A 12130-nucleotide genomic window follows, 5' to 3' on the forward strand; every position below is an offset into this window, starting at 1 on the left:
CGTGCCTGCCGATACCGTGGCGAGCGTTGCGGATCTGCTCGATGACCGTAGCCATCACATCGAATTCAACGGACATCTCACCAATCACGTCAAACACGCGGTGATCGCACTGGCCGAACTCGGCGCGCCAGAGGCGTTGATCCGCGACTACTACAAGAATTACGCTCAGCTGACCGCGTACGGATTCCCGCTCGAACCCGCCCGCTCCTCGCCCGGGGTGATCTATACCGGCAACTGGCAAGAATTCCTCGGGCAGCGAGTGCATTTCGCCGCCTACTGCGGATTCTTCGACGCGGAGATCGCCCGGCTCGGTACCGCCGCAGCGGTGGCGCACTACGCGCCGGAACTGTTGCGCGGCTGGATCGGCGCGTTCACCCACGCCGCGATCCACCTCGGCTGGGCGGTGCACGCCGAACATCCCGGCATGATCGCCGAAGCCCTTGCCTACCTGGCCTTCTCGTTCGTTCCGGTGGTCGACGAGGCGCGTCGTCCGGCAGGTGCGCCCGCGGCGGGACCGTGGGACGCGCTGCTGGAGCTGAGCCGCAGCTGGGCCGAGGACGACGCCTTCGGCGCCGCCGTGCGGACCGTCCTGTCGGACACCGACGCGGTGACCCGACTGCATCCCGAACTCAACCGCTCCGGTCTGCAGGCGCGGGTCGCCGCCGTCGCACACAGCGGCATCGGCGAACTCGCAGCCGAATCCGCCTGGGCGGCAACGCTACCCCCGCAGACACGGCAGGCGGAGGTGCGTCGCGCGGTCACCCTGCTGTATCTCGCCGAGCCCGGCGACTTCGTGGTGTTGCACCTGATCACCTCCCTGTTCGCGGTCGAGGTGCTGGCCCGGACGCTGGACTCCGAACCGGCCACCGCGAGGCTCTACGACCTGTACTGGGCGGGGGCGCGGATCATCCTGGCGGCCGAGCGGAAGATCCCGTGGCCGGAGAAACTGCGCGAACTCGCCGAGCTGTACCCGGAGAACGGCTGGGACCATTCGGATTCCGCCGCGGCCGAATTCGACGTCATCGCGCGTCGCTCCTGGCTCGAGGAGGAGGAGCACAACCCCAAGCTGGTCTTCGTCCTTCGCCAGTGGTGGAACCAGCTGGGCTGGAACGCCTACCGCCATGCCGCCGGGCAGTTCACCCGGACTCCGGAACTGCCGCCGAGTTTCGAAGAACCACCCACCGAATAATCGTTCCCGCAACGCAATCCGACCGAATGAACAGGAAAAGCCCCGTGACCGAGGTGATCTCGACCGAACTGCAACGGCAGCTCGACAAACGATACGGCCCCGACGCCCCGCGCGCCGGGACGGTGGACAATGCGACGCTCGAGGTGCTGCTACGGCACCGCACGGTGCGACGCTTCCTGCCCGGCGTGATCGAGGAGGACGAGCTGGCGCTGATCCTCGCGGCGGCGCAATCGGCCTCGACCTCGGCCAACTTCCAGTTCACCAGCGTGGTGGTGATCGACGATCCCGCCGTGCGGGCCCGGCTGGCCGAGCTGGCCGGTAATCAGCAGTTGATCCTCGACGCGGCGGTATTCCTGGTCTGGGTGGCCGACTGGTCGCGCAATATCGCCCTCGCCCGCGAACACGGGCACACCATCGAAGCGACCGGATATCTCGACAGTGCGGTATCCAGCATCGTCGATGTCACCCTGTCCGCTCAGAACGCCGCCGTCGCGGCCGAATCACTCGGCTACGGAATCACTTTCGTGGGCGCGCTGCGCAACAACATCGACGAGGTGATCGGACTGCTGCGCCTGCCGGAGTGGACGTTCCCGGTGTACGGGCTGGCGATCGGCATTCCGGATCCGGCGGACCCGGCCGACGTCAAACCGCGGTACGGACAGAACGTCGTGGTGCACCGCAATGTCTACACCCCGCCCGCCGAGGCCGATATCGCCGACTACCTCGACCGGATCAACGGCTACTACCGCGAACAGGAACTGCCCGAGGACTGGGTGAAGAACCGGCTGGCGCACCGGATCTCGACCAAGGAGAGCCTGCACGGCCGACAGGGGATCCGAAACACCTTCCACCGCCAGGGTTTCGAGCTGAGATAAGGCCACAGGAGAACAACGATGCACAGAATCAGCCCCATCGCCCGGACCGTCGCGGTCGTCGTGGCCGCGCTGCTGCTGGCCGGGATCGCGGGTTGCGGCGCCGAGACCACCGGTTCGGGCGAGGAGATCATCTACATCACCGATGCGCCCATCGGACAGAACGAATTCCTGCAACTGGGCAAGACCGGCACCGAGCAGGCCGCGCGCACGCTGGGTGCGACCGCACGCACCTACGAGAGCACCGACGAGCAGTCCCGCCGCTCGAATCTGGAGGCAGCCGTGCAGCGGCATCCGGCCGCGATCGTGCTGATCACCTACGAATTCAACGATCTGGTGAGCGAATTCGCCGACAAGTATCCCGATCAGCAGTTCGTCCTGGTGGATGCCTGCCCGAACAAGATCCCGGCCAACCTGCGCTGCGGCACGTTCAAGGAGTACGAACCCTCCTATCTGCTGGGTGTGGAGGCGGGACTGCTGGACCGCAGCGGACACGTCGGCACGGTCGCGGCGCGGGATTCGGCCTTCTTCCATCGCTGGTCCGATGCCTTCGCGCTGGGTGCGCACAGCGTGAATCCGCGGGTGAGCGATACCCAGCTGTTCGTCGGCGGCGACAACGCGGTCGGCGATCCGGCACGCTCGAAAGAGCTGGCGCTCACCGCGATCCAGTCCGGCGTCGATCAGATCTACGGGGTGACCGGCGGCGGCAACGGGGGCGTGTTCGAGGCGGCCGCGCAGAGTCACGTGCTGGCCTACGGCGTGGACGTCGATCAGTGCCCGCAGCAGCCGGGTGTGGTGGTGGACAACGCGATCAAACGGGTCGACAAGGTGATACTCGACCTGCTGACCCTGATCCACCAGGGCAGACCCGGCGGCACCTCGACCGCGTTCGGGCTGGCCGAGGACGGCTCCACCATCACCAGCCTGACCCCGCAGGCGGCCGCGAGCGGCTGCGCGATTCTGCAGCACCCGGACGTCCTGGCACAGGTGCGCACGGCGCGCGCGGACATCATCGCCGGTCGGATCACGATTCCCCACGCGGACAAGTGAATTCGCGATGCAAACGCTGACGCTGGACGCGATCACCAAACGGTTCGGCCCGGTCCTGGCCGACGACGCGATCTCGCTGACCGTGCGCAGCGGCCGGATACTCGGACTGATCGGCGAGAACGGCGCGGGCAAGTCGACGCTGGTCTCGATCCTGTACGGACTGCACCGGCCCGATTCCGGGCGCATCCTGATCGACGGGCGCGAGGTGCGGTTCCGGTCCCCGGGCGATGCCATCGCCCACGGACTGGGCATGGTGTTCCAGCATTTTCAGCTGTTCGCCGACATGTCGGTGCTGGAGAACGTGGTGTACGGCGCGGAGCCGGGGCGATGGGGAGTGCTGGATCGCAAGGGAGCCGCACGTCGGGTGGCGGCCCTGGCGGCAGCCTACGGGCTGGAGGTGCCCTTGGACGACCCGGTCGGCACGCTGCCGGTCGGGGTGTTGCAGCGGGTGGAGATCCTCAAGGCGCTGTATCGCCGTGCCGAACTGCTGATCCTGGACGAGCCCACCGGCGTGCTGACGCCCCCGGAGACCCGCGCGCTGTTCCGCGTCCTGCGCACGCTGGCCGACCAGGGGCACGCGGTGCTGCTGATCACCCATAAACTCGACGAAATCGCCGCTGTCGCAGACGAAGTGGTGGTTCTGCGGGACGGTCGCCGAGTGTTCGACGCCGAGGTCGCCGCGACCACCCCGACGGAACTGGCCCGGCATCTGACCGGGCGCGAGGTCGACCTGCGGCCCCGTCGTGCGGTGCGCCCGCCCGGCGATCCCGTGCTGACCGTCGAGCACGTGGCCACCACGGGCGCCGGACGGGCCGCGCTGGCCGGAGTGTCGCTGACCGTGCGCTCGGGGGAGATCGTCGGGGTCGCGGGTGTGGCGGGCAACGGCCAGGAGACGCTGGCCGCGATCGTCGCCGGAGCGCGCGTCCCGGATTCCGGCACGGTCACCCTCGGCGCCTGCGACGTGACCACCTGGAACAACGCCCGTCGCCGCGATGCCGGACTGACCCACATCCCCGAGGACCGCAACAGCGCGGGCGTCGCGCTGGACGCGAGTGTGATCACCAATCTGACCGCCGGATTCCATCGCCGCGCACCGCTGGGCGCACACGGTCTGGTGAGCCCGCGGGCCATGCGCGCGCACGCGCGAGAGCTGGTCGCGCGCTTCGGAATTCGGGTTGCCGACCCGGCCGCGGCGGTGCGCGGACTATCCGGGGGCAATGTGCAGAAACTGGTGGTGGCGCGCGAACTGGCGCATCGGTCGCCGTTCCTGCTGGCCGAACAACCCACGCGCGGAATCGATCTGGGTGCTGTCGAATTCGTCTACCGGCAACTGGACGAGTACCGGTCCGACGGGGGAGCGGTACTGCTGATCTCGAGCGAGCTGAGCGAACTACTGGCCCTGGCCGATCGGATCGTCGTGCTGACCGACGGGAGCATCGTCGGTGAATTCACCGCTGCCGACGCCGATCCCGAGCAGATCGGCGCGCTGATGGCGGGTACGGCGATCGTGGCGGAACCGCTGTGACCGTGGCGGCGGGTGTGGTGCGTCGGCTCCGGGATTCGGGGGCGAGTGTCGCGGACCGGACGGTCGCGGTGGTGGTGACCATCGCGGTGACCGCCGCACTGTTCGCGCTCACCGGTCATGATCCGATCGCGGTGTACCGCAGCATGTTTCAGGGCGCTCTGGTAGGTCCTGGACTGGTGACGACGGTGCAGCGGACCGTCGTGGTGGTGGGGCTGAGTCTGGGGTTGTCGTTCGCGTTCCGGGCGGGCCAGTTCAATCTGGGTGCGAGCGGGCAGTTCGTCCTGGGCGGAGCGGCGGGTGCGGTGGTGGCGCTGTACTGCCCGGGGCCCGGCTGGGTGGTCGTCGTGCTGGCGCTGGCTGCGGCGACGGTGGCGGGCGCGGTGCTGGCGGCCGTGCCCGCGGTGTTGTTCACCGGATTGTCCGCGCCGGTGTTCGCGACCTCGCTGCTGCTGAACTACCCGGTGCTGTCGCTCACCTCGTACCTGATCACGGTCTGGTTGAAGGATCCGTCCTCCGATCTGGAAGCGTCCCGGCCCATCTCGGTCGATCGGCGGATCCCCGCCCTCGCCCCGCCGCACTCGGGTTCGGGACGATTCCTGGAATCCGTTTTCGGACAACGGAATCTGCTGACGCTCCTGGGTTCCGAGCTGAACTGCTCGCTGCTGGTGGTCGCGGGGATCCTGGCCGTGGTCCTGGTGATCGAACGACGCTCGGCACTGGGCTTCGAAACCGGGCTGATCGGGCTCAATCCGCGCATGGCCACCGCGGTGGGGATCCGCACCGGCCGCGCGATCGTGCTGGCGCTGGCGCTCGGTGGTGCGATCGCCGGGGTGATGGGTGCGCTGGTGGTGCTCGGCTCGCACTATCGGCTGATCGATGGCGCGCTGGACGGCACCGGATATCCGATCACGGCCCTGCTGGTGGTCATGTTGGCGCGCAACAGCTCGATCGCGGTCGTGGTGGTCGGGTTCGCGTTCACCGCGATCGGCGTGGGCGGGCAGGAGGTGGAGCGGGATTACGGCCTGTCCTCGTACGTGTCGACCGTCGTGCAGGCGCTGGTCGTCTTCCTGGTGTCGATGCGCCTGACCACGTGGCGACCGCGATGGGGCCGGGCCGGGACGGCGGTCGAAGTGGTGGAATCGTGAACCTGCTGGTCTCCTCAGCGGTGCTGGCCGCCGTGGTGCGCGGCCTGGTGCCGCTGGTGCTGCTCGGGGTGGGCGGGCTGATCTGTCAGCGGGCCGGGGTGTTCAATGTCGCGCTGGAAGGTGTGCTGCTCACCGGCTGCTTCGCGGCGGTGGCGGGTAGTGCGTGGTCCGGGAGCGCACTGGTCGGGGTGCTCGCGGCGGCCGCGGCAGGAGTGCTGGTCGCCTTCGCGCTCGCGGTCGGGTCCGTTCGTCGTCACGGCGATCCGCTAGTACTGGGCACCGCACTGAATATCGTGGTGTCCGGGCTGACCACCTTCCTGCTGCAGGCGATGTTCCACGTGCGGGGCACCTACCATCGCCCGGACCTGGCCCGGCTGCCGCACTGGTTCGCCGGGGTCTCGCTGCCGTGGATCGGTCCCGCCGTCGCCGCGCTCAGTCCGCTGGGATGCCTTGCGGTTCTGGCGGTTCCGGCCGTGCACGGATTCCTGCGGCACACCGTGCCGGGGATGCGATTGCGCGGTGTCGGCGCCGATGCCGCCGCCGCGGAGTCACTCGGCATCCGCCCCGATCGCTACCGCTTCGCGGCCCTGCTCGTTGCGGGACTGTTCGGCGGTCTGGCCGGAGCGGAGTTGTCGTTGGGCGCGGTGGCCCTGTTCACCGAGAACATGTCGGCCGGTCGAGGCTGGGTCGTCGTACTGGTCCTGCTGATCGCCGCTGGTCGTCTGCGCGTCCTGCTGCTGACCCTCGTCGTCTACGCCTACGCCCAGGCCGTCGGCTTCCGCCTGCAGACCGTCGGCCTGCCGATGCAGTTATCCGACGCCGCACCGTATCTGGCGATGATCGCGGTGCTCGTCCGCGCCGGTCTGCGCGCCCGATGGCGGAAATCCGCACCGGCACCGGCTGCTCGAGCTACGTTGACGACCGGGTGGTGCCGACGACGGTTCGGTGGGGCATCGAGGTGAGCCGGAGCAACGAGTGCTCCGACGGCTGCGAACGGTGACGCCGTGAGGAGGGGATGTGCTGGATCGCTTCGCTGTACGCAAGAAAGTGCGGTCGCGGGGCTCGGACCGCGAGTCCGAGCACCGGGCTTCGGAATCAGGTTCGGGCACAGGGGAGTTCGCTCGGTGGCCAGCGCTCTGGGTGATCGCGATGCTCCTCGTGACGCTGGGGTGGGCGACCGGGTGCGGTGGCCGGGAGCGGGTGAGCCCTGCCGAACCGGCGGTGGTCGACACGACGACGGGGGCGTTGCGGGGAACTGTGACCGCCGATCATCGGGTGTTCGAGGCAATCCCGTACGCGGCGGCGCCGGTCGGTGACCTGCGCTGGAAACCGCCGGAGTCGCAGCCACATTGGCAGGGGACTCGCGATGCCACAAGGCCGGGCGCGGAATGTCCGCAGCAGATCGCCGCTGTCGTGCACGGGCCCGGCGATATCGGCGGCAACGAGGACTGCCTTTTCCTGAACGTGTGGACGCCCGCTCGGTCGGCGGGGCACGAGCGCGCGGTGATGGTGTGGTTTCCGGGCGGGGCCTTCTCGGTCGGCGACGGTGCTTCCTACGATCCGTCGCGGCTCGTCGCCGCCGGGGACATGATCGTGGTGACCGTCAACTATCGGCTGGGCGCGCCCGGGTTTCTTGCCGATCCGGCCTTGGCCTACGACGGCGGCCAGGTGGGTAACTTCGGATTCCTGGATCAGCAGGCCGCACTGCGCTGGGTGCGCGAGGATATCGCCGCATTCGGCGGTGACCCGGCACGGGTGACCATCGCGGGAGAATCCGCGGGAGCGACATCGGTCTGCGACCATCTGGTCTCGCCCGGCTCGGCGGGGCTGTTCGCGGCGGCCATCGTGCAGAGCGGACGCTGCCAGTTGCAGGGGAGCCGGGAGACCGCGGCTCACGTCAGCACCGACTATGCGGCCCAACTCGGCTGCGGTGCAGCCGATCCCGCGATCGAGGCCCGGTGTCTGCGAGCCCTTCCGGTCGACAGGCTGATCGCCACACCACTGAACTACGTGACCTCCAGCGGCATCCCGACGCGCGGCCCGGTCAGCGGTGAGCCGGTGCTGCCGGACAACCCCGTCACCGCGATACGCGCGGGCAGAGCCGCGAAGGTTCCGGTGCTGATCGGCGTCAACCACGACGAGGCCACCGCGTTCGTCGCGGCCGCACCACCCGCGACCGCCACGCAGTACCGGGACGCTCTGGTCCGGAATTTCGGGCCGGACGCGGACAGGATCGCGGCCGCGTACCCGGCGGCGAACTACGCTCATCCTGGCTCTGCGCTGGCGGCGGTGTTCACCGACGACGACTTCGCCTGTCCGGCAGTAACATTGGCCGAATCCCTGGCCCGCGGCGGCCCGGTCTATCAGTACGAATTCGACGATCGCACCGCCGCCGCACCGAAAACCTTTCCCGCGGGCACGATCCCGCTGGGTGCCGCGCACACCTTCGAACTGCCCTACCTGTTCGAGGTCACCGGACTTCCGAACCTGGCTACCGCAGCCCAGCAGAGCCTGTCCGGCACGATGATCGCCTATTGGGCGGCATTCGTGAACTCCGGAGACCCGCACGTCGCGAACCGTCCCGACTGGCCGCGCCGGATCGGCGACAAGGTTCTCACCCTGCGTCCCGACGCGTCGACCACTGCTACCGACTTCTCCGGTCGGCACCATTGCAAGCAGTGGCCCACGCGGGTGCCGTCCTGACGCCACGGCGACATTCGGGCCGTGATGCTCCGGGCCACCAGATTCGCCAGCCGATCAGGGCGAACAGCGCGGGAATGGCCACCGTGCGCACGACGAATGTGTCGAGCAGAATTCCCACGCCCACCACGATGCCCAACTGGGTCAGCGTGATCAGCGGGAGAATTCCGAGCACCGCGAAGACCGCGGCCAGCACGATTCCGGCGCTGGTGATCACCCCGCCCGTGGCGGACACGGCGCGGACGATGCCGCCGGTCACCCCGTGCCCCGGGGTCTCCTCGCGGGCGCGGGTGACCAGGAAGATGGTGTAGTCCACGCCCAGCGCCACCAGGAACAGGAAGGCGAACAGCGGCACATTCGTGTCCAGCGCCGGAAAGCCGAAAACGTATGTGCTGAGCAGGCTTCCGATACCGAGCGCGGCCAGTGCGCTGATCACGGTGACCGCCACGAGCAGGATCGCGGCCGGGATCGCTCGCAGCAGTATCAGCAGCACCAGCAGGACGACCGCCAGGATCAGCGGCATGATCAGATATTGATCGTGCCGTGCGGCGTTGCGGGTGTCCAGGGCGACCGCATCGGATCCGCCGACCAGCGCTCCGGCATCGGGCACCGATGCCAGCGTGGTGCGCAGACGCGTCACCGCGGCGAAGGCCGAATCGGAGGCCGGCGCCGCATCCAACACCACCGACCAGCGGGTCATCCCGTTCGCCGAGCCGGCGGCCGATGTCGCCCGCACGACGCCCGCGGTGGAGTCCAGCACCGACTGCACCCGCGGCGCGGCTCCGGTTCGCGCCAGCACGATCGTGGGATCGCTTGCGCCGGAGGAGAAATGCTCGCTCACCACGCGCAGGCCGTCGACCGACTCGGCATGCACGCGGAACTGTTCGGACTGGGCGAGCCCGACATGGGTGAACGGCAGCGCACTGGCACAGGCGGCCGCGGCGATCAGGAAGACGGCCACGACCGTTTTCGGCCGCCGCACCACCTTCTCCGCGACGGTATGCCATGCGCCGGAGGCTGCCGTGTCGTGCCCGTCGACCCGAGGAATGAAGGGCCAGAACACCTTCCGGCCGAACAACGCCAACGCCGGCGGCAGGGTGACCAGTACGAAGATCGCGGCGACCAGCAGCCCCAGGGCTCCGAAGGCGCCCAGACCGCGGGTATTGGGCAACAATGCCAGCAGCAGCGTCAGCAGGGCCAGCACCACGGTCAGGTTGCTGGCCAGGACCGCGGGCCCGGCTCGCCGCACCGCGATCCGCAGTGCCGCGCGATGGTCCGCGGTGCGATACAACTCGTCGCGGTATCGGGACACCAGCAGCAGCGCGTAGTTCGTACCCGCGCCGAATACCAGCACGCTCGTGATTCCCGAGGTCGAGCCGTCGAAGGTCAGACCGCTCACCTGGGCCAGGGCGTTCGCCGCCGCGGCCGCGACCCGGTCGGCTATCGCGACGACCACCAGCGGGATCAGCCACAGCACGGGGGAGCGATACGTGCCGATCAGCAGCACCATCACCACGGCGGCGGTGACCGCGAGCAGCAGGGTGTTCGCCCCGGAGAAGGAGTCGGCGATATCCGCCCCGAACGCCGGTCCGCCTGTGATCCACAGGCGCAGATCGGCCGGTGCGCCGTCGCGTACCGCCGTGCGCAACGCATCGATCCGGTCGGTGAGCGCGAATCCGGTCAGATTCGCGGGAATCGACGCCTGGCCGAAGGCGGCACGTTGATCCTGAGACAGCTTCAGGTCCGGCCCGGCCGCGCCGGCGCGCATCCGGGACAGGGCCGCGCCGGCGTGCGCCTGATCGTCGGCGGTCAGTACCGCGCCGTCGGCGCGGGTGACGATCAGAACCGCTGCCGCGGAATCCCCGCCGGGGAACTCCCGCAGCAGGCGCTGCACCTGCGCGGATTCGGCGTTGTCCGGCAACGAGTTCGGCGCCGACGTACTCGAGCCGCCGCCCGATAGGCCCAGCACCGCGCCCGCGACGATCAGCGCGGCCAGCAGTGCGAGCCATCCTCTGCGTCCGGAGACGATCTGTGCGTACCTGTCCCATCCACCCACGCCCCGAACTATTTCAGAAACTGAAACAATCTGCAAAGTCGGCCGTCGCGGACGACTACGCTGTGTGCACCGTGCATGCCGATGATGGAAGGGAGACCGGGGTGGCAGAGGGTTCGACAGATGCGACACGCGATGAGCTCGAAGCGGCCATCGCCCGGGATATCCGGGCGCTCACCGCGGTGTCGGACCAGATCTCCCATCTGTTCGCGCACTCGAACAATCTGCGCCCCAACGACTTCCGCGCCCTCATGTACATCGCGACGGCCGATGCGGAGGGATCGCCGCTCACCGCGGGCGGGCTCGGCGCCCTACTGGGCCTGTCCCCGGCCGCGATCACCTATCTCGTCGAGCGGCTGATCGAGTCCGGGCATATCGAACGCGAACCCGACGAGCTCGACAAACGCCGGGTCCTGCTGCATTACAGCGGGTACGGCATGACCGTGGCGGCGGGATTCTTCACACCCGTCAGCCTGCGAACCCGCAGCGCGATGGCCGACCTGCCCGACGCCGATCTGCGCACCGCGCACCGAGTCCTGACCGCCATCGTCGGCGCGCTACGCGACCACAGCGCCGCGACCGCATCGGGTCCGGACCGTCCGGAGCAGGGGCGAGGGGACTAGGTGCGCGTCCGGACGCTATCGGGAGACGGGTTGGTTGGTGAGGACATCGATGCGGACGTCATCGGTGCGGGGAATGATGAACACCCGGTCGCGGCCGGGCTGCCATTGGTCCGGGATCACGAAGTAGGCGTCGGCGGAGCGGTCGAGCAGGCGGATGCCGCTGTAGTAGTGGTGGTATTTCTCGCCGGGGACGGTGAGTTCGTTGGTTTGTACGCCGGTGCCGTCGATGCCGAGCCGATCGACGCTCAGCAGCAGGAGCCTGGGTCTGGCGCCGAATCCGGACCCGACCAGCGCCCGAGCAGCGCCGGTGCCCTGCCGGTCCGCGTAGTTTCCGACCCACCACATCGCGCTGACGAATCCGATCACGAACAGCGAGACCAGAATTACCGCAGCGGTCGTCGAGAATTGTTGCCCAGGGCTGGATTTGGTGGCAGGGCAGCCGGGATTCGCTGCGGCCGACGTCGTCTCCGATGCGTCCGCGGTTCGCAGGACAGTGGCGTAACACAGCAGCGCGCTGCCGATCATCAACGCGGCGGGTACGACATCGGGCCCGTAGGGCACCACCGTCCGCAGGACCGACCACGGGACGATATTGCCCGCGACCACCAGCGGCACCGCGAGCATCAGGACGCCCACCGTGAGGATCGCCCAGAACCAGATGCGCAGCGCGAATTGCGCGTGGCGAGTCGCGCGGGCGATCGCAGCCGGTAGCCGTCGCAGTGCCAGCGCGAGGATCAGAACCGTGGACGCGACGATGATCGGCCAGCAGGACGGGAGGAACGATCGGCGTACCAGGCCCGCCGTGGACAGCCCCAGCATGTCCGAATCGACGCCGAAGTATCCGTAATAGGCGCGCGTGTACACCGAACCGAAGTAGTACAGGATCGGGACGAGCACCGCCGCCTGCGATACCGCCACCCCCGTCATCGTCAGCGCCGACCGCAGCGGCGACCCCTGCTCCGGCATGGTCACC

General features: G+C 68.7%; 10 protein-coding genes. 8 read left to right on the top strand and 2 right to left on the bottom strand.

The window, feature by feature from the left end; translation table 11 throughout:
* Position 1: 1 nt before the first annotated feature.
* The 7 genes from K7711_RS35430 to K7711_RS35460 all read left to right on the top strand — a co-directional run bounded on the left by K7711_RS35430 (position 2) and on the right by K7711_RS35460 (position 8484).
* The gene (locus K7711_RS35430; RefSeq protein ID WP_222975185.1) at positions 2-1189 is read left to right on the top strand and encodes a questin oxidase family protein; all 1188 of its coding nucleotides are present in this window, start codon (positions 2-4) and stop codon (positions 1187-1189) included.
* 44 nt (positions 1190-1233) lie between these two features.
* On the top strand, positions 1234-2064 hold the full coding sequence (locus K7711_RS35435; RefSeq protein WP_222975187.1) for a nitroreductase family protein: 831 nt from the start codon (positions 1234-1236) through the stop codon (positions 2062-2064).
* 18 nt (positions 2065-2082) lie between these two features.
* On the top strand, positions 2083-3111 hold the full coding sequence (locus tag K7711_RS35440; RefSeq protein WP_222975189.1) for a BMP family ABC transporter substrate-binding protein: 1029 nt from the start codon (positions 2083-2085) through the stop codon (positions 3109-3111).
* Positions 3112-3118: 7 nt separating this feature from the next.
* Positions 3119-4636 carry an ABC transporter ATP-binding protein gene (locus K7711_RS35445; protein ID WP_222975191.1) on the top strand — a complete coding sequence of 506 codons (1518 nt, stop codon included), beginning with the start codon at positions 3119-3121 and terminating at the stop codon, positions 4634-4636.
* Complete coding sequence (locus K7711_RS35450) at positions 4633-5781, top strand: ABC transporter permease (protein ID WP_222975193.1); 1149 nt, start codon at positions 4633-4635, stop codon at positions 5779-5781. The genes K7711_RS35445 and K7711_RS35450 overlap by 4 nt, the downstream gene beginning before the upstream one ends.
* Entirely contained in the window at positions 5778-6743 is a 966-nt protein-coding gene (locus K7711_RS35455; RefSeq protein ID WP_222975195.1) for an ABC transporter permease, read from the top strand. The genes K7711_RS35450 and K7711_RS35455 overlap by 4 nt, the downstream gene beginning before the upstream one ends.
* 187 nt (positions 6744-6930) lie before the next feature.
* Complete coding sequence (locus K7711_RS35460) at positions 6931-8484, top strand: carboxylesterase/lipase family protein (protein WP_222975197.1); 1554 nt, start codon at positions 6931-6933, stop codon at positions 8482-8484.
* Here the strand turns inward: K7711_RS35460 and K7711_RS35465 are convergent.
* The gene (locus K7711_RS35465) at positions 8426-10537 is read right to left on the bottom strand and encodes an MMPL family transporter (protein ID WP_222975199.1); all 2112 of its coding nucleotides are present in this window, start codon (positions 10535-10537) and stop codon (positions 8426-8428) included. The two genes, K7711_RS35460 and K7711_RS35465, sit on opposite strands and share 59 nt — an antisense overlap.
* A 101-nt stretch (positions 10538-10638) precedes the next feature.
* Here K7711_RS35465 and K7711_RS35470 point away from each other — a divergent pair, with 101 nt between their 5' ends.
* Positions 10639-11157, top strand: a complete 519-nt coding sequence (locus tag K7711_RS35470) for a MarR family winged helix-turn-helix transcriptional regulator (protein ID WP_222975201.1) — start codon at positions 10639-10641, stop codon at positions 11155-11157.
* Positions 11158-11172: 15 nt separating this feature from the next.
* On the opposite strand, the gene K7711_RS35475 is transcribed toward K7711_RS35470, so the two are convergent.
* Positions 11173-12129: a hypothetical protein gene (locus tag K7711_RS35475; RefSeq protein ID WP_222975203.1), complete on the bottom strand. Its 957-nt coding sequence runs from the start codon at positions 12127-12129 to the stop codon at positions 11173-11175.
* Between the last annotated feature and the right edge of the window lies 1 nt (position 12130).

This window comes from Nocardia coffeae, assembly GCF_019890715.1.
Taxonomy (GTDB): domain Bacteria; phylum Actinomycetota; class Actinomycetes; order Mycobacteriales; family Mycobacteriaceae; genus Nocardia; species Nocardia jiangxiensis.